At 34.7% G+C, this 18,942-nt stretch carries 18 protein-coding genes; 10 read left to right on the plus strand and 8 right to left on the minus strand.

Annotation, left to right across the window (positions count from 1 at the left end; translation table 11 throughout):
• Positions 1 to 5 precede the first annotated feature (5 nt).
• Complete coding sequence (locus CA2559_RS01970; protein WP_013186157.1) at positions 6 to 1,349, plus strand: RagB/SusD family nutrient uptake outer membrane protein; 1,344 nt, start codon at positions 6 to 8, stop codon at positions 1,347 to 1,349.
• Positions 1,350 to 1,523: 174 nt separating this feature from the next.
• A complete protein-coding gene (locus CA2559_RS01975) occupies positions 1,524 to 1,880 on the plus strand; it encodes a toxin-antitoxin system YwqK family antitoxin (protein ID WP_041240852.1) in 357 nt (118 codons plus the stop codon).
• A 115-nt stretch (positions 1,881 to 1,995) separates the two neighbouring features.
• On the opposite strand, the gene CA2559_RS01980 is transcribed toward CA2559_RS01975, so the two are convergent.
• From CA2559_RS01980 to CA2559_RS01995, 4 genes are all read right to left on the minus strand, one after another.
• Complete coding sequence (locus CA2559_RS01980; RefSeq protein ID WP_013186159.1) at positions 1,996 to 5,493, minus strand: efflux RND transporter permease subunit; 3,498 nt, start codon at positions 5,491 to 5,493, stop codon at positions 1,996 to 1,998.
• A gap of 70 nt (positions 5,494 to 5,563) precedes the next feature.
• Entirely contained in the window at positions 5,564 to 6,721 is a 1,158-nt protein-coding gene (locus CA2559_RS01985; RefSeq protein ID WP_041240853.1) for an efflux RND transporter periplasmic adaptor subunit, read from the minus strand.
• 48 nt (positions 6,722 to 6,769) lie between these two features.
• Positions 6,770 to 8,140 carry a TolC family protein gene (locus tag CA2559_RS01990; protein ID WP_013186161.1) on the minus strand — a complete coding sequence of 457 codons (1,371 nt, stop codon included), beginning with the start codon at positions 8,138 to 8,140 and terminating at the stop codon, positions 6,770 to 6,772.
• Positions 8,130 to 8,744 (minus strand): TetR/AcrR family transcriptional regulator, encoded by a 615-nt coding sequence (locus CA2559_RS01995; RefSeq protein ID WP_013186162.1) that lies wholly within the window; start codon positions 8,742 to 8,744, stop codon positions 8,130 to 8,132. Before CA2559_RS01995 ends, CA2559_RS01990 begins: the two co-directional genes overlap by 11 nt.
• Before the next feature lie 146 nt (positions 8,745 to 8,890).
• On the opposite strand from CA2559_RS01995, the gene CA2559_RS02000 reads away from it, so the two are divergent.
• Both CA2559_RS02000 and CA2559_RS02005 read left to right on the plus strand, forming a co-directional pair.
• Positions 8,891 to 9,865, plus strand: a complete 975-nt coding sequence (locus tag CA2559_RS02000; protein ID WP_013186163.1) for a polyprenyl synthetase family protein — start codon at positions 8,891 to 8,893, stop codon at positions 9,863 to 9,865.
• Positions 9,865 to 10,227, plus strand: a complete 363-nt coding sequence (locus tag CA2559_RS02005; protein WP_013186164.1) for a hypothetical protein — start codon at positions 9,865 to 9,867, stop codon at positions 10,225 to 10,227. Before CA2559_RS02000 ends, CA2559_RS02005 begins: the two co-directional genes overlap by 1 nt.
• On the opposite strand, the gene CA2559_RS02010 is transcribed toward CA2559_RS02005, so the two are convergent.
• The gene (locus tag CA2559_RS02010; protein WP_148232766.1) at positions 10,224 to 10,673 is read right to left on the minus strand and encodes a DUF6265 family protein; all 450 of its coding nucleotides are present in this window, start codon (positions 10,671 to 10,673) and stop codon (positions 10,224 to 10,226) included. The two genes, CA2559_RS02005 and CA2559_RS02010, sit on opposite strands and share 4 nt — an antisense overlap.
• Before the next feature lie 9 nt (positions 10,674 to 10,682).
• A complete protein-coding gene (locus CA2559_RS02015) occupies positions 10,683 to 11,210 on the minus strand; it encodes an alpha-ketoglutarate decarboxylase (RefSeq protein WP_238524721.1) in 528 nt (175 codons plus the stop codon).
• A gap of 110 nt (positions 11,211 to 11,320) precedes the next feature.
• On the opposite strand from CA2559_RS02015, the gene CA2559_RS02020 reads away from it, so the two are divergent.
• The 4 genes from CA2559_RS02020 to CA2559_RS14015 all read left to right on the plus strand — a co-directional run bounded on the left by CA2559_RS02020 (position 11,321) and on the right by CA2559_RS14015 (position 16,174).
• Positions 11,321 to 14,083 carry a 2-oxoglutarate dehydrogenase E1 component gene (locus tag CA2559_RS02020; protein ID WP_013186167.1) on the plus strand — a complete coding sequence of 921 codons (2,763 nt, stop codon included), beginning with the start codon at positions 11,321 to 11,323 and terminating at the stop codon, positions 14,081 to 14,083.
• 61 nt (positions 14,084 to 14,144) lie between these two features.
• The gene (gene odhB / locus CA2559_RS02025; protein ID WP_013186168.1) at positions 14,145 to 15,437 is read left to right on the plus strand and encodes a 2-oxoglutarate dehydrogenase complex dihydrolipoyllysine-residue succinyltransferase; all 1,293 of its coding nucleotides are present in this window, start codon (positions 14,145 to 14,147) and stop codon (positions 15,435 to 15,437) included.
• Between the two features lie 3 nt (positions 15,438 to 15,440).
• Positions 15,441 to 15,860, plus strand: a complete 420-nt coding sequence (locus tag CA2559_RS02030; RefSeq protein ID WP_013186169.1) for a hypothetical protein — start codon at positions 15,441 to 15,443, stop codon at positions 15,858 to 15,860.
• A 143-nt stretch (positions 15,861 to 16,003) separates the two neighbouring features.
• Positions 16,004 to 16,174 (plus strand): PLD nuclease N-terminal domain-containing protein, encoded by a 171-nt coding sequence (locus CA2559_RS14015; RefSeq protein WP_148232835.1) that lies wholly within the window; start codon positions 16,004 to 16,006, stop codon positions 16,172 to 16,174.
• On the opposite strand, the gene CA2559_RS02040 is transcribed toward CA2559_RS14015, so the two are convergent.
• Positions 16,161 to 16,457 carry an antibiotic biosynthesis monooxygenase family protein gene (locus CA2559_RS02040; RefSeq protein WP_013186171.1) on the minus strand — a complete coding sequence of 99 codons (297 nt, stop codon included), beginning with the start codon at positions 16,455 to 16,457 and terminating at the stop codon, positions 16,161 to 16,163. The two genes, CA2559_RS14015 and CA2559_RS02040, sit on opposite strands and share 14 nt — an antisense overlap.
• Positions 16,458 to 16,463: 6 nt before the next feature.
• Entirely contained in the window at positions 16,464 to 17,153 is a 690-nt protein-coding gene (locus CA2559_RS02045; protein ID WP_013186172.1) for a metal-dependent transcriptional regulator, read from the minus strand.
• Between the two features lie 46 nt (positions 17,154 to 17,199).
• Here CA2559_RS02045 and CA2559_RS02050 point away from each other — a divergent pair, with 46 nt between their 5' ends.
• Both CA2559_RS02050 and CA2559_RS02055 read left to right on the plus strand, forming a co-directional pair.
• Positions 17,200 to 18,000: a transporter gene (locus CA2559_RS02050; RefSeq protein WP_041240854.1), complete on the plus strand. Its 801-nt coding sequence runs from the start codon at positions 17,200 to 17,202 to the stop codon at positions 17,998 to 18,000.
• A gap of 11 nt (positions 18,001 to 18,011) precedes the next feature.
• Complete coding sequence (locus tag CA2559_RS02055; protein ID WP_013186174.1) at positions 18,012 to 18,923, plus strand: metal ABC transporter solute-binding protein, Zn/Mn family; 912 nt, start codon at positions 18,012 to 18,014, stop codon at positions 18,921 to 18,923.
• Positions 18,924 to 18,942: the final 19 nt, after the last annotated feature.

An 18,942-nucleotide genomic window follows, 5' to 3' on the forward strand; every position in this document is an offset into this window, starting at 1 on the left:
TAATTATGAAAAATATTTTTAAGAAAATTTCAATCATAGGAACAGTTGCTCTAGCGGCAATGACCTTTGGTTCTTGTGAGTTCGACGAAGTCGTTGATCCTAACGCCCCAAGTTTAGGTGGTGTACAAGAAAATGCAACAATAGGACAACTAAACGAATTAGTTGTTGGTATAGAGTCTACTACTCGTAATGGCCTTGGTGTAGAAACTACAGCAAGCGGAACTATGGCTAGAGAATTGTATCTTTTTGATGCAGATCCTCGTAACACAGGAGATTTATTAGGAAAAAACGGAATTGGTTTAGATAACAATTCATTTTATAGTGTTTCTCAATGGAATGGTAACTACCGTGCTATAAAAAACACTAACATCCTACTAAATGCTATTGACAACACTGAGTCTATAGATGACACAGAACGTAATGGTTATGCTGGTTTTGCAAAAACAATTCAAGCATACGAGCTTATACAAATACTTAAGTCTTACGGAATGGCAAGAACTGATGTTGCAGATGAATTAAACTTAGGTCCTATTTTAGATTTTAATGCTGCAATAGCAGATGTTAGAGCTTTATTAGAAGAAGCTAACACTAATTTATCTAATGCCGGTACAAGTTTTATTTTCCCTTTAGCTGGTTTTAGCACTAGTGTTTCTGATTTTCAGGAATTTAATAGAGGTGTAGCTGCTTTAGCTGCTGTATATGCTGGCGACGGTAACGGCGCACTAACAGCACTTGCAAGTTCTTCTTTAAACCTAGATGCAACAACTTTAGAGGAGCTAAATGCAGGACCAAAGCATGTGTTTTCTCAACAAGCTAATGACCAAACTAATCCTGTTTTTAGAGGTCCATCTACTCCGGAAAACCCAAATAATGGTGACCAAATAGTTGTACACCCAAGCTTTATTGCAGATGCAACGCCTGGTGATGCAAGAGTAGAACGTAAGACTGCTTTAAGACCAGATCCATCTACTCAGGATGAGTTAACTGGAGATTTTGAAACACGTTTATACGCTACAAATGTTTCTCCTATAGATATCTTAAGAAACGAAGAGCTTATTTTACTATATGCTGAAGCAAGTATCTTAGCTGGAAGTCCTGGTGATGCAGTAACTGCACTAAACGTAGTTAGAAATGTGTCTGGTAATATTGGTGATTATACTGGACCAACTACTACAGATGCTTTAACTGAAGAATTACTAAGACAACGTCGTTATTCACTTTGGAGTGAAAACCACAGAATGTTTGACTTAAGACGTTACAACATGTCTGATATGCTACCAATAGACCGAGCTGGAGACCAAATATTTAATGTATTTGATATTCCATTATCTGAAAATACAGGAGCATAAATCATTAATTCATAGAATTATATTAAAACCACTTCTACCCAGAAGTGGTTTTTTTATATTTAATCATTTCATAATCAGTGTTTTAAAGCTTTAATGTTACTTTAATGTTACCAAAACTTGTTTTTTATGTAAAATATATGTTATCTTTGTTATGTAATAATAAATAATTTGGTTATGAAGAAGCTATTAATGATGACAGCACTAGTGTTTACAGGCGCACTATTTGCACAAGATGTAAAGCCTGAGTTTGAAGAACAAGGAGATTTAATTAAAGGAACTTTTTTTTATGAAGATGGAGCAGTTAAACAAAAAGGCACGTATAAAGATGGTAAACTTCACGGAAAGTGGGTTGCCTATGATAAGACTGGTGCGAAGACCGCGGTTGCGCAATATGCCAATGGTGAAAAAACTGGCAAATGGTTTTTTTGGAATAATGGAAATTTAACAGAAGTAGATTATACTAACAATACTATTGCTGAGGTAACAACTTGGGACAACTCTAAAACACTAGTTGTAAGAGATCGCCCATAACCAAAATATTAAATAAAATTATTAAGCCTTTAGATATTCTCTAAAGGCTTTTTCTTTTTACATAAGTATAAAAAAGGCCTGCATTTGCAGGCCTTTTCATTATTAGAAATTAATTTTATTGATGTATATCGTGAAGCTTTTCTTTATTAAAACGCTTTCTAAACCTAAGCTTATTTCTATGTACTAGATAAAATAATACTGGTACTATAATTAGTGTTAAGAAGGTAGCAACAATAAGTCCATATATTACAGATTTTGCCAATGGACCCCAGAATATAACGTTATCTCCACCCATATATACATCAGGATTTAGACTACCAAATAAGCCAAAGAAATCTATATTTAAACCAATAGCTAATGGAATTAAACCTAATACAGTAGTTATTGCTGTTAATAGTACAGGTCTTAATCTTGCACGACCAGCTTCAATAATTATATCTGTCATTTCTTCTCTAGGTAATAAATCTCCATCACTCATACCTAATTTTACCATGCGCCTATCTATAAGAATCTGGATATAATCTAATAATACTACGCCATTATTTACAACAATTCCTGCTAATGAAATTATCCCCATCATAGTCATCATTATTACGAAAGATGCTCCAGTTATAATTATACCGCCAAACACTCCTATTAAACTTAGGAATATAGCAATCATAATTATTGTTGGTTTTGAAATTGATCCAAATTGGAATACAAGGATTAACATAATTAATCCCAGTCCAGAAAAGAACGCACTCATTAAAAATGCCATTTGTTTATTTTGTTCTTCTATCTGCCCTGTATAATCAATTTTAATTTCTTGTGGCAAATCCTGAAACTCTTTCATCTTCTCCTGTATTTGCGCAACAATAGCTGCAGCATCTGTATAACCAGGTTCTAATGCAGAGTAAACTGTAACCACACGTTCTGCATCTCTGTGTTTAATCGCACTAAAAGATGATGTGTTTTTTTGTTTAGCAACTGCAGAAATTGGAATTTCCTTAATTTGCCCTGTTGCAGGATCTCTAAATGTTATATTTTGATTGAATAAAGCACTAGTATTATATCTATTATCTTCATTAAACCTCACATAGATATCATAATCTTCTCCATCCTTTTTATAAACACCAGCTTTATCTCCAAAAATAGAACGTCTTAACTGGTTACCAACTTGTCCTGTTGTAACACCAAGCTCTCCTGCTTTCTCTCTATCTACTACAACTTGCATAGCAGGCTTGCTTCGGTTTACATCTATCTTAAGCTCTGCTATACCTTCTATATTTGAAGCATTAATGAAATTCTTCATTTGTTCTGCCACTAAGATTAGCTCATCGTAATCTGGTCCTTCTAGCTCAATGTTAATTGGGTAACCTGCAGGTGGTCCATTTGAGTCTTTTTCAACAGAAATAGCAACACCAGGATATACACCTTCTAATGTATCCTGAACCTTCTGTCTTAAGACTTCAGAATCTTTACCTTTTCTAAACTTATACTCTCGCATAGTTGCAGTAATTTTTGCCCTATGTGGCATTTCTGCACTATTACCACCATCTGTTTGAGGGTTACCTGCTCCTTCTCCAACTTGAGATACAGCAGACTCTACCATATAATTTCTGCCGTCTTCCATATACATGTCATCTTGCAGTACTGCATATACACGCTCTTCAATATCCTTAGCTATCTCATTAGTTTTTTTGATATCTGTTCCTTCAGGATATTCTATATATACTATAATTTGGTTAGGCTTATTATCAGGAAAGAACTCAATACTTGTTCTACCACTTCCTACAGATATTCCAAATAGTATAAATACAATAAACAACAAGCCAAAAGTACCTGCAGCAAATGCCCAAGCTCTACGCCCTTTTAAGGCGTACTGTAAAAACCTCTTGTATCTATTTTCTAAAGCTACTAAGGTTTTACGTTGAAAGTTTATAGCCCAACCTTTAATAAAGAACTTATATAACCAAAGCAAGATAATAGTCACAATCATTAATGTACCTAAACCTCTTACTGGACCTCCAACAAAAAATACAAGCAATCCTAACGGCAACCCAATAAACGTAATTCTTCTTAGTGATTTCTTTGAGATTATCTTTTCATCTGTACTCATAAACTGAGACACTAACATGGAGTTCATGAAAATTGCCACAAATAAAGACGAGCCTAGTACTATAGATAAAGTAATAGGGAAATATTTCATGAACTCTCCCATAACGCCTGGCCACATTCCTAACGGAACAAATGCTGCAACAGTAGTTAATGTAGAAATGATAATTGGCACAGCAATTTCTCCAATACCTTTTTTAGCAGCTTCAATACGGCTCATACCTTCTTCATCCATAAGACGGTATACGTTTTCTACTACCACAATACCATTATCTACCATCATACCTAGCCCCATAATTAATGCGAAAAGAATCATGGTATTCATAGTATATCCTAATAGCTGAAGGATAAAGAATGCAATAAACATAGACATAGGAATTGCAAACCCAACAAAAAGTGCATTTCTAAACCCTAGGAAAAACATTAATACTGTAACTACTAGTATAATACCAAAGATGATATTGTTTACAAGGTCATCTACTTGGTTAATTGTTTTCTCAGATTGATCATTAGCTAATGTCACCTTTAAATCTGGTGGAAATACATTTGCTTTTGTCTCTTCAACAATAACTTTAATTTGGTCTACAGCTTCGACCATATTTTTTCCAGAGCGTTTTTTAACGTCTAGCATAACTACACTCTCTCCAAACTCTCTAGCATAGGTGGTATTATCTTCTTCCTTAAACGTTACATTAGCTATGTTTTTAAGGTAAACTGCTCCATTTTGAGATTTTACAACAAAATTATTAAGTTGTTCTGGAGACTGTATTTCACCTAAAACTCTAATAGTACGGCGCTGTCCACTTTTTATTAGGTTACCAGCACTAATGGTCATATTACCACCACGAATAGCGTTTAATATATCATCAAAACTAACTTGGGCAGCCATCATTTTATAAATATCTACAGCTACCTCAACCTCTTTCTCTTGAGCACCTCTAATGTCTACTTGCTTAATTTGCGGCAAGTCTTCAATTTCATCTTCTAAGTATTCTGCATATTCCTTAAGTTGCTCTACCTGATAATCACCTTCAATATTAATATTAAGGATTGGTGTTTCTTCAGCTATATTTAAATCGAAAACATTAGGCTCTACTTTAGCATCATTAAACGTTGGCCAGTCTTCACTTGCTTTTTCTGCATCTACCTCATCCTTTACCTTAGTTTTAGCTTGCTCAACAGTAATCTCTTCATCAAACTCTACAGTAATTATAGCATAATCTTCTTGAGCTGTTGAAATGATTTCGACAACATTACTCACGTTTTTTAATCTATCCTCTAAAGGATCCACAATGAGACGCTCTATGTCTTCTGCTGTATTTCCTGGATAAGGCGTGCTTATGTATACTTTGGTTTCTTCAATTTCTGGAAAACTTTCTCTAGGAAGCGTAAAGTATGCTGAAACACCTAGAGCAAGAAAAATGGCAATCATTACCCAGATGGTAGTTTTACTGTCTATTGCCCAAGACGACATGCCAAACTCCTTATCGGCATTTTTTTGTGCTTTATTACTGCTCATATTATAGTATTATTTGGTTGGTTTTGTAAAGGCCTATAGTAAATTCTGCTAAGAGCTTTAAAAACAATCCTTAATTTTTTATTTGTAACTCTTGGCCTTCTTTTACTGTACGAGCACCTTCTTTAATAACAAAGTCTCCGTTACTTAATCCTGAAAGCACCTCGATATTTTGCCCTTGGGAACGTCCTGTCTCAATAATTTGACGTTTTGCGACTGGTGTATCTTCTCCTTCAGCTATATAAACATATTGCTCACCATCTGCATTTTCAGAAATAACGCTTAGTGGTATAAGTAGTGCTTTTTCTGAAGTGTAATCATTAATCTTTAATCGTGCAGTTAGGTTTGGTTTTATAGACTTGTCTTTATTTGGCACAGCCACTTCTATTCTAAACGTTCTGTTACTGGGACTTATGTAATTACTTGCTTGTCTTACCTTAGAGTCTACTGTTTTATTAAGAATAGGGAAGTTTATTGTTACCGGTGTGTTTTCTGATACAGATGTTAAGTAATCTTCAGGGATTTCTGCTTCTATATACATGTCTTCTAAACTTACCAAACGCATTATTTGGGTTTGTCCAGATGCTACTACGGTACCTTGCTCTGCTATTACATCTTCAATAGTTCCAGAAAATGGTGCTCTTATAGTTGTTTTACCTACTTGGCTTCTCATCTGTGCAACAGAGTTTTGTTGTCCTTCATATTGAGCTTTAGCTTGTAGGTATTCAATTTCACTACCTATATTTTGCTCCCAAAGTCTTTGGCGGCGTTCAAAAGTTGTTTTAGCTAGAGCTAACTGTGTTTCCATTTGTGCAAGCTGCTGGGAAATACCTCCATCATCTATTTTTGCAAGTAGCTGTCCTTTGTTTACACGCTGTCCTTCTTTTACATAAATACGCTCTAAAAGGCCATTGTATTCTGGAGATATTACAATATTCTGCTTAGTTTCCACACTACCTTGAAGCTCTAAATAGTGGTTAAATAAAGTATCTTTTACAACGATAGTAGATACTAAAGGCAAATTCTTGTTGCCGCTTTTTAACTCTAGAACTGAGTCGATTTTCTTAACTTGCATAGCAGCAGTACGCTGCTCTTCATTTAAAGCACTTCTCTTCTCTTTAAGCGCCTCTATATTACCTTCTGCAATAAGGCTATCTACAGATTCATTTTTATTACCACCACAAGAGACGATGATAAGGCTTAATACGATTAATTTTAATATAGATCTCATAGTTTTCTGTTGATTCGTTTTCTGTATGTCTTTTTCTAAATATTGCAATTACTTGCTTTCTTGATATGGCACTCTTAGCTGTGGTGTATTTAGTACCGTTTCTAACTCTGCTTTAGTAGTAATTACATTTACCATACTTTGCAAGAGTTCTTGTTGGGCGTTATAAAGTTGTGTTTGTGCTTGACGTAGATCAAAGCTTGTAGAAATACCTTCTCTAAATTTTATCTGGTTTTTGTTTTCTATTCGCTCTGCCAACTCAAGATTTTTTTGAGCGGTTTGGTAACTTTCTATAGCAAACTGATAGTCACTACGAGCTGTATCTGTGTCTAACTGAATTTGCTGAATTGTTTGCTCTAAATCTGTTTGAGCCTGATCTAAAGCAATTGCTGCTCTTTGTGTTCTAGCACTTCGTTTTAAAGAGCTAAAGATTGGGACATTTATAGACACCCCAAATATTGAAGACTGAAACCATCTGGTATCACTATCAAAAAATACAAAATCGTCGTCTTGAGTTTGTGTACCGTAATTTACAAATGCATTTACGCTTGGTAATGCCTTACTTTTTTCAAGTTTTAACTCTAACTCTCTTTGCTTGGTTAGGTTGTCTGCAATTTTATAATCTACATTTTCCTCTACAGCCAGTTCTTGCTCAGAAATCTCTAAACTCACATTTTCGAGTGTAAGTTGCTCAAGACCATCTTTAAATACAACAGGTGCACTTACAGGAATACCCAATGCTAAATTGAACATTTGCTTTGCAATATCTGCCTGTCGTTTGGTATTGCTCAATTGGTTCTCTAATTGCAATTTTGTGATCTGTAATTGCTCTGCATCTTCCTCTTCTGCAAAGCCTTCTTCATACAATGCTTGTGTTTCAGAGAGATTGTCTGTAATAGCATCTATGTTTTTTTCTACTATGCTTACACTTTCTTCTGTTAGCAACACACCACCATAAGCGTTAATTACACCTTTTCTTACTTCTAACCGTGTTTTCTCATTTGCATTTTCAGAAAATTCAAGAAATGCAGTTGAGGCTTTAAGGGCTACCAAATAAGAACCATCAAAAATTACTTGGCTTAACGTCGCTGTTAAGTTTGCAGATTGTTTGGCACCAAAGGTTACCGGTGTAAAGGTTCCTGGTTCTCCTCCAGAAAACTCTGCAGGAATAAATGTTACAGGTTGCTTTAATTGATTTTGATAATCTACCGAGCCATTAATTTGTGGCAAACCGTCTGCTGTAGTTTCCCATTTTTGCTTTAAAGCTTTGGCGACATCTCGTCTTGCATTAATTGCAGTATAGCTGCTATCCAATGCATAATTTACAGCTTCCTCTAAAGAAAAACTGTAGGATTTAGGGGCTTCTTGTGAAAATGCCACACTACTCACAAAGAGCAGGAGCATTACTATTCTATAAGTCATTAGGTGTATAGTTTTCAATTGTTTCTGTTAGTTTTTTTAATCCTTTTTGGGTTACAATTCCTCTTAGGTGGTATTCTAAATATTTTTCCATAAGGGTAATCATGGGGAATTGATCTGCTGGAAACATATCATTATCCTTTATACCTACCATACCAAGAAAGTAAATTCGTGAAGCAAACTCTACATCTAAATTTTCACGGTAAAGACCCATCTCTAAGCCTTTATTTAGATTTTCGACAACACAATCCTGCATATAGTCATATTGCTTAGATCTCATTTCTGCATAAACTGCCGGATAATATTTCTGAAGCTGAAATTGCGCAGAAGAGTTTTGATTCTTCATATGCTTCATTACATATTGCTTAATGGAGTACAACTCCACAATAGGGTTTTGATTTTCTTTCCTTACACCATCTATACCACTACAAATTCTTAGGAACAATATTTCTGTACTTGCTTTAACTAATACACTCTTGTTTTTAAAATGGGTATAAATGGTTTTTTTTGATATGCCCATTTCTGTAGCAATATCATCCATAGTTACACTCTTAAACCCTAGGTCTAAGAATAGCTCTGTTGCTTTATTTAAAATTGTCTCTCTCATATTGAAGCTGCAAATGTACAACAGGAAACTTAAAAAACAAAAATAGTTTCCAAAGTTTATGTTATTGTATTGTTAAGTAATCTTTTGCAATTGTCATCCTTTTAAATCGTCCTTAATGCAGTATTTTTGACAAAATTTTTATTTCGATGCAGGAAATTTCAAGCTACCGCGAAGCATTCATTGCTCATATGAACTCAAAAGTTTCAGTTAAAGAACCTGAAAATTTATACGAGCCTATTTCTTATATACTTAACCTTGGCGGAAAACGATTACGCCCTATTCTTGTGCTTATGGCTACAGAAATTTTTGGTGAAGATTATACAAAAGGACTCGATGCTGCTTTAGCTGTGGAAGTTTTTCATAACTTTTCCTTAGTTCATGATGATATAATGGATGACGCACCACTGCGAAGAGGCAAAGATACTGTGCACGAAAAATGGGATTTAAATACAGGTATCCTTTCTGGAGATGCTATGCTCATAAATGCTTATCAGCTTTTTGAAAATTACGACGGCTCAACCTTTAAAGAGCTTGCTAAACTGTTTACAAAAACTGCCATTGAAGTTTGCGAAGGACAACAGTATGACATTGACTTTGAAACAAGAGATGATGTTACAATACCAGAGTACCTTAAAATGATTGAATTTAAAACTGCTGTTTTAGTGGGTGCTGCATTACAAATGGGAGCAATTGTGGCAAACGCAGAAGACTCTTGCAAAGATAAAATATATGAGTTTGGCTGTTTGCTTGGCTTGGCTTTTCAATTACAGGACGATTATTTAGATGCCTTTGGCGACCCAAAAACATTTGGAAAGCAGGTTGGTGGTGATATTATAGAAAACAAAAAAACATTCCTTTATTTAAAGGCTATTGAAAACTCTACTAAAGAAGATGCTAAACAACTTGAGCACCTTTACTCTTTAAGCCCAAAGCGACCTGAAAACAAAATAGAAACTGTAAAAACAATTTTTGAAAATAGTGGCGCATCTGAACTTACAAGACAAGAAATTGAGAAATACACAAAAAAAGCTTTTGAGTGCCTAGACCATATTAGCATTTCAGAAGACAAAAAGAAAGGTCTTATTGAGTTTGGAAACATCCTTATGAACAGAACTGTGTAATGCAAAAACCCGAAGCTTTATCTTCAGCTGTTAATCTATTTGAAGAAGCTACCTCTCTTAATCTTTTTAAGAATCTAGTGGTTCAAGTTGAGAAAGATTTTAATTTGGCAAGTGTAGACTTAGAAATTGATACTATTGAAAGCACAACACCAAACTCTCTTTTAGATGGTATAGAGTCTAAAATATACTATTTATTACAGTATGACACTTCTACATATATAAATTTACTTTATATCATAGATGTACCAGAACACTCTATAAAGTATTTAAAAGCTGAAAATTTAGAACAGTTCTCAAAAGATATTTCGTTCTTAATATTGAAACGTTGCTGGATGAAAGTATGGTATAAAGCCAACTACTAATTGGTTTGCTTTAAAAGTGTGTAATTAAACGCCTCTGTAACATCTTTACCTTGTACAACTACAAACAGTTCACTGTCTGAAACTTTTTTATAGATAATCTTCTTAGGAAAATCGTGATTTGGATTTTCAAAAGAATACGTGTTCTCATCAATCTGATTTAAAACAAAATCAATTGCCTTTCCTGCATTTTGGTTTGGTACCATTGCAGAATAAACAATATCTTTCTTAACCTTTCGTATAGCTAAACGTTCAGCTATTTTCTTAGAGCCATTCTCTTTAACTGTATAAGCTTCTCCTATTAAAATATTAGCATCAGACGGCTTCCAGGTTTCATAAACTTCCTTATCAGAAACTTTCCACTCACCTTCCATAAAAGAAAGACTTATCTCCTGTGATGCCAAATGATTTGAAACAAACAAAGACACTAGAATAATTAAATATTTCATAATCATTAATTAAAAATACACGCTAATAAAAGGTACAAGAGCACTGCTATAAATACTATCATCTTCATCAAACAGCACATCATATTTTACACCAGCAGTTAAATTACCTGTGGTATACCCTATTCCTAAAAACAATGCTGGATAGGTATAATTTCTTTCAAAGGTAGAACCGTCTAATTCACGTTTAAAATTTACATACAATTGCTCAAATTCAGAAGATAGCCTTAGGTTGGATATTGGTCTAAAAAACGCCAATGCACTTCCTCCTATTGTATAAGCTCTCGCATCATCAAAAGATGTATAGCTACCACTTAAACCAGTACCTACAGACCAATAATTATTAATATCATAAATAACAGAAGGTGCCAGATTTGCGGTAAAAAAGCCATCTCCAAATCCTAATCCAAGACTTCCTCCTATTCTCAAATTGTTTGTAAAACCAGATCCACTCTGTGCATGTGTTGCACAAGAAATGACCAAAAGCACAATTAGTAGCTTAAATTTTGAAGAAAAGAAAGTGTTAATAATGAGTTTCATAGCGTTAAGCTTTATTAAATAGTTCATAAATATAGCAATTCAAAAGTCTATTATCCTGAATTGTTGTATTTTTGCTTAGTTTTTAAAACAAAATCGAGAGTACTCCTTTTATGGATCAATTTTCATTTCTCAACGCGGCACATACATCTTATTTTGCCGACCTTTACGACCAGTACCTAAAATATCCAGATAGCGTAGAGCCAAGCTGGCGCGCTTTCTTTCAAGGTTTTGACCTAGGATTAGAAGAACGTGGCGATATAGAAGCAACTCAGGCTAACACTAGCAACTCTAAATCTGCATCTCAAGCACCAGATGCTGTTTTAAAAGAGTTTCAAGTTATACGTCTAATTGATGGCTATAGAGCAAGAGGACATCTTTTCACTAAGACAAATCCTGTTAGGGAAAGACGTAAGTACGTCCCAACACTAGATATTTCAAACTTTGGACTTTCTGAGCAAGACTTAGACCTTAAATTTAATGCTGGTAATATTATTGGCATTGGCGAAGCTTCTTTGCGAGACATTATTACACATCTAGAACGCATTTATTGCGAAGCTATTGGTGTAGAATATATGTACGTAAGAAAACCCGAAGAAATACAGTGGATACAGGACAAGTTAAATATTAACGACAACCACCCAGAGTTTTCTAACGATCAAAAAAAGCACATTCTTAAAAAATTGAATGAAGCTGTATCGTTTGAATCATTCTTACACAGAAAATATGTTGGCCAGAAAAGATTTTCATTAGAAGGTAATGAAAGTTTAATTCCTGCCTTAGATGCATTAATTGAAAATGCCGCAGAGCAAGGTGTTGAAGATTTTGTTATGGGAATGGCGCATAGAGGTCGCCTTAGCACGCTTACCAACATTTTTGGAAAGAGCGCAAAAGACATCTTTAGTGAGTTTGATGGTAAAGATTACGAACAGGAAGTTTTTGATGGTGATGTTAAATATCACCTTGGATGGACAGCCTGCAGAAAAACCGACAGTGGTAAAGAAATAAATTTAAATATAGCACCAAACCCTTCACACCTAGAAACAGTAGGTGCAGTTGTTGAAGGTATAACACGTGCAAAACAAGATCGCCATCACAAAGACGATTTTAGCAAAGTATTACCTATTGTAGTTCACGGTGATGCCGCAATTGCAGGACAAGGTATTGTTTATGAAATAGTACAAATGTCTCAGCTAGATGGCTATAAAACTAATGGTACAATTCATATTGTTGTAAACAATCAAATTGGGTTTACCACTAACTACCTAGATGGCCGCTCATCAACTTATTGTACAGATGTTGCTAAAGTAACATTGTCTCCTGTACTTCACGTTAATGCAGACGATGCAGAAGCTGTGGTGCACGCCATGTTATTTGCGCTAGATTTTAGAATGAGGTTTAAACGCGATGTGTTTATAGATCTTTTAGGTTATAGAAAATATGGCCATAACGAAGGAGATGAACCACGCTTTACACAACCTAAGTTATACAAAGCCATCTCTAAACACAAAAACCCTTTAGAAATTTATGCTGAAAAGCTAAAATCTCAAGGCGTTATAGATGATAGCTATGTAACAAAACTTGAACAAGATTATAAAAATAAATTAGAGGAAAATCTTGAGGATTCTCGTAAAGAGGACAAAACAGAAATTACCGCTATAATGAAAGATGAGTGGGAAGGCTTTAATTATGCTCAAGAAGATGAGATGATGACGCCGGTTGATACCACTTATGATTTAGAAAAACTTACTGAAATTGCTGAGGTAATTACAGAACTTCCTAAGGATAAAAAATTCCTAAGAAAGATTGCTAAGCTAATAGAGGCTCGTAAAACCATGTATTTTGAGGACAACAAACTCGATTGGGCAATGGGAGAGCTTTTAGCTTACGGAACGCTTTTAAAAGAAGGTTATGACGTGAGGATGACAGGTCAAGATGTTGAGCGTGGTACATTCTCTCACCGTCATGCAGTTGTGAAAGTTGAAGAGAGTGAAGAAGAAATTTTATTGCTCAACAACTTAAAAGGTGATCAAGGTGACTTCTACATATACAATTCTTTGTTGTCTGAATATGCTGTTGTAGGTTTTGATTACGGTTACGCCATGGCAAGCCCAAAAACATTAACTATCTGGGAAGCACAATTTGGAGATTTCTCAAATGGTGCTCAAATAATGTTAGACCAATACATTTCTGCTGCAGAAGACAAGTGGAAACTACAAAATGGTCTTGTAATGTTATTACCACACGGTTATGAAGGCCAAGGTGCAGAACACTCATCGGCTAGAATGGAGCGTTACTTACAATTATGTGCTAAAGACAATATGTATGTTGCAGATTGTACAACGCCAGCAAACCTTTATCATTTGTTTAGAAGACAAATGAAAACAGATTTTAGAAAGCCTTTAATTGTATTTACACCTAAAAGTTTATTACGTCACCCCAAAGTAGTGTCTACTAAAGAAGAAATTGCAAATGGAGCATTCCAAATGACAATTGATGATGTTGAGGCAGACGCTAAAAAAGTTAAAACATTAGTATTTTGCACCGGTAAATTCTTTTATGATCTTACTGCAGAACGCGATGATAATAAAAGAGATGACATTGCATTTGTAAGAGTAGAACAGCTTTTCCCACTTCCCGTAGAGGAGATGAGAAATGCTATGAAAAAATACAGCAATGCAAAAGATGTTGTTTGGGCTCAAGAAGAACCAAGAAACATGGGAGCTTATAGCCACATCTTAATGCACTTAGATGAAGCAAAATCATTTAGAGTATGCAGCAGAAGACCTTATGGTGCACCTGCAGCAGGAAGTTCAGTAAGGTTTAAGAAACGTCATGCTAAGGTTATAGAAGATGTTTTTACAAGACCTGAATAATTCCGAAGAAAATTAATAAGAACAACACTAGACAATCAATAAAGATTAAAATAAACACATTATGGCTTTAGAAATGAAAGTGCCTTCACCAGGCGAATCCATAACCGAAGTTGAAATCGCACAGTGGCTTGTTGAAGATGGCGACTATGTTGAGAAAGACCAAGCAATTGCAGAAGTAGATAGTGACAAAGCAACACTAGAACTTCCTGCTGAAGCAAGCGGTATTATTACACTTAAAGCAGAAGAAGGTGATGCTGTCGAGGTTGGTGCAGTTGTATGCTTGATAGATACAGATGCAAAAAAACCTGGTGGTGATGACAAGGCTGCTAGTGGTGATGAAGGTAGCGGAGACGATGCCGAAAAAGACCTTAAAGAACAAAATAAAAAAACTGAGGATACTAATGAAAAAGGTGATGCTCTTAAGCAAACACCTTCTAAACCTAGTACTCAAGACCAGAAACAAGATAATAAGAACTACGCAACTGGATCTCCTAGTCCTGCCGCTAAGAAAATCTTAGATGAAAAAGGAATGGACTCTAAAGATGTTAGTGGCTCTGGAAGAGACGGCCGCATAACTAAAGATGATGCTGTAAAGGCAAAACCGTCTATGGGTTCTCCTGGAAATGGAAAAAGAGGTGAAAGCCGCACTAAATTATCTATGCTTCGTCGTAAAGTAGCAGAGCGTTTAGTTTCTGCTAAAAATGAGACAGCAATGCTTACTACTTTTAATGAAGTAGATATGTCTCCAATCTTTAGCTTGAGAAAACAATATAAAGAAGAGTTTAAAGCAAAACACGGCGTAAGTCTTGGCTTTATGTCATTCTTTACACTTGCTTGTGTTCGTGCATTAGAAATGTATCCTGCTGTAAATTCTATGATTGAAGGTAAGGAAATGATTACCTATGATTATAAGGATATATCTATTGCAGTATCTGGACCAAAAGGCTTAATGGTACCTGTAATGAGAAACACAGAAAATTTAAGCTTTAGAGGCGTAGAAGATGAAGTAAAGCGTCTGGCTTTAAAAGCAAGAGATGGTAAAATTACTGTAGATGAAATGACAGGTGGTACTTTTACAATCTCAAACGGAGGCGTATTTGGAAGTATGTTAAGTACTCCTATAATTAATCCTCCACAATCTGCAATTTTAGGAATGCACAACATTGTTGAGCGTCCAGTTGCTATTGATGGGCACGTTGAAATTAGACCTATAATGTATGTGGCATTATCTTATGACCACAGAATTATTGATGGAAAAGAATCTGTAGGTTTCCTTGTTGCTGTTAAAGAGGCATTAGAAAATCCAGAAGAATTATTAATGGATAATGACGTTAAACGCGCTTTAGAATTATAACCTATGAAACATTTATTTAAAATAGCATTAGCTTGCTTACTAATAGTTACAACTACTGCTTGTTCAAGTGATGACTCTAATGACGAGGTTGCAGGCTCTGGATCAGTTTCTTTTAATGTACAAACTACATCTTCAAGAAACGCTACTGTAATCTCAAGAATTAATGAGTTTACAACAACAGAAGAAAATGCTACATTTCCTTATAACTTGTCTTATGATGATGTACCATTTCCTGCAAATACTGTTATTCAATTAACGTATACAGATTTTGATGATACAGAGGTAGACCCTAATGGCGAAGAGAACAACAATCCTTTTGAGGTTGCCTTAACTATTAGCGTAGATGGCAATGTGGTTAAGATGACTTCATTTACGGTAACACCAGATGATACAACAGACCCATCAATATCTTTTAGTTTATAATACTAAAAATTGATTTATAAAATTTAGAAAAGCCTTCAATTATATTGAAGGCTTTTTTTTATATATTGTAGTCTACAAATTTGCACAAACCGCTTTACATGGAACTCTTAAAACCTGAATTTTCCTTTATTTTACCTCTAATAATGCTAATAGTCTTAGGCATTTATATTTATTCTTTAGTAGATATTTTAAGACATGAATTTAGAGGAAATAATAAAATTGTGTGGATAATTGTAGTACTAATGTTACCTATATTAGGAGTTTTTCTATACTTCTTATTAGGAAAGAAACAACAATCAGCTAGGGTTTTGTAAAGCTATACTCTCGTTCAATTTTACAAATACGCACTTTGTACCAATCATACCAAAGTGATTTGCCTGCTTGTTGAGCTAAAAGATGTTCACTTTGTAGTTTCCATTCTTTAATATGATTAAGGCTTTCCCAATAACTTACCGTAATGCCTATACCATCTTTAGCACTTTCAATACCTAAAAACCCAGGTTGTAGTTTTGCGAGTTCTTCAATTTTATTGGCCATACTAGCGTAGCCTTTTGTATTTGAAGATTGCTTGGAAGTAAATATTACCGCGTAAGACATAAGTGTTTAATTTGATAGAATTTCAACAAATACATTATCCGCAAATTTTTGAGACACGGTTTCAATACTGTCATTAAATTCAATTTTCACAGAATTATCAAAACTACGTTTTTCTATAACTTTTATCTCGCTTGATAAAGCTAACCCTATTTCAGAAACATACCTTAAAAACTCTACAGAGCCATCATTTACAGAGATTAATTTACAAATGGTTCCGCTGTCTAATGAGGCAAGCGTAACTTTCTCGAACGTCCTATAATTACCTTCTGCATCAGGAATAACTTCACCGTGTGGATCTTTCTTGGGAAAATCCATAAACCTGTCTAACTCATTTATAAGTTTAGGAGATTTTACATGTTCTAGCTGTTCTGCCACGTCATGAACCTCATCCCAAGTGAAATTTAAATATTTACTTAAAAATGTTTCCCAGAGTCTATGTTTTCTTATTAACCCTACGGCAATATCCCTACCAGAATCTGTAAGCTGCAACTTGGCATAACGCTCGCTTTTAAGTAGTTTTTTTAATTTTAACTTCTTCACCATATTATTTACAGAGGCTGGCGAAATATTAAGATAATCTGCCAATTTATTGTTTCCAACCTTTTCATTATCAGAATCTAACATAAGTTGAAAAATAGCTTTTAAGTAGTCTTCTTCACTTTTGGTTAATTCTATCGAATTTAATTTGTTAGTCATACCTAACTTTTATAGTTTTGCGAATGTAAAATACAAAATTACTCAAATGAAACATATTACATCTATTAAAATAATAGTATTGTTAAGTGTAATACTTACAACGCTAAATATGAGCGCACAAGAAACACAGGATCCTGGCGCGATGGTTACAGACAGACCAGACCAAACCGAGTCTCCAGCACTAGTTACAAAAGGATATATACAAGTTGAAACTGGAGCTTTTTTCACACAAGACGAAGATGAAGGTTTTAAAACAGAAGCTATTGGCTACAATACTACACTAGTACGTTATGGCTTATTAGACAATTTAGAGCTACGTTTAGGTTTAGATTTTGTTGAAACAAGATTTAGTAACGATGGCAATGAATTTGACAATAAACTAAGTGGCTTTACTCCTATGCTCTTAGGTGTAAAAGTTGGTATTGCTGAAGAAAATGGTGTATTACCTAAAATTGGTCTTTTAGGACATTTAAGATTACCATTTACAGCAGGCAGTGACTATAAGCCAGAAACAACAGGTGCAGATTTTAGATTTTCTTTTGCACATACGCTCTCAGAAAAATCGAGCCTTTCATATAATCTGGGTGCTCAATGGGGAGATGACTCACCAGAAATAGCCTATATATACACATTGGTATATGGGTATAGCATAACAAATAAATTAGGAGCTTACGTAGAACTATATGGAGATTTACCAGAAAACAATAGCGCAAACCACCTTTGGGATGCTGGCTTTACATATTTATTAAAACCAAACTTTCAACTAGATGCAACTATTGGAAGTGGTTTAAATACAAATCAAGATTTACTGGTTAGTGCTGGAGTAAGTTTTAGACTACCTAAATAATAAATTACAAGATGAAACATATTATAATTATATCACTGTCCTTACTTTTATTTGCAAGCTGCAAACACACTAAGGAACAAAACACCGGAAAGCTAAAAGTGGTTACTACCACAACAATGCTTACAGATTTAGCTGAAAATATTGGAGGAGACCAAATTGAGTTACAAGGGTTAATGGGAAGTGGTGTAGATCCTCACCTTTATAAAGCTAGTGAAGGTGATGTTAGCAAACTAGCAAATGCAGACCTTGTTATTTATAACGGATTACATTTAGAAGGTAAATTAGTCGAAGTTTTTGAGAAAATGGGCAACAGAGTTACCACAAAAGCATTAGCAGACAATTTAGATAAATCAGGACTTATAAGCTCTGAATATTTTGCATCTAGCTATGATCCTCATATCTGGTTTAATATTAAGTATTGGAAACAGATAACTAATTCACTTACAGAAGAATTAAAAGCAGCTGTACCAGAACAAGCTGATTATTTTGAAGCTAACAGGAATGACTACATAAAAAAATTAGACACATTAGAAGCAGCGGTTATTAAAACTATAAGTACTCTTCCTGAAGAACAAAGAATTTTAGTCACTGCTCATGATGCTTTTAATTACTTTGGCAAAGAATACGGTTTTGAAGTTATTGGGCTACAAGGTTTATCAACCGCTACTGAAGCTGGCGTACAAGACGTTCAAAATTTATCTAAATTTATAATCGACAATAAGGTGAAAGCTATTTTTGTAGAAAGTAGTGTTCCTAAACGTACTATTGAAGCCTTACAACAATCTGTAAAATCTAAAGGGTTTAATGTAGAAATTGGCGGAACATTATACTCAGATGCATTGGGAAATAAGGGAACTGTTGAAGGCACATATATAGGTATGTTCTCCTACAATGTAAACACTATAGTAAATGCACTTAAGTAAGCGCAACTAAGTTTTAGTG

Origin of the sequence: Croceibacter atlanticus HTCC2559, assembly GCF_000196315.1 — a bacterium.
GTDB lineage: Bacteria > Bacteroidota > Bacteroidia > Flavobacteriales > Flavobacteriaceae > Croceibacter > Croceibacter atlanticus.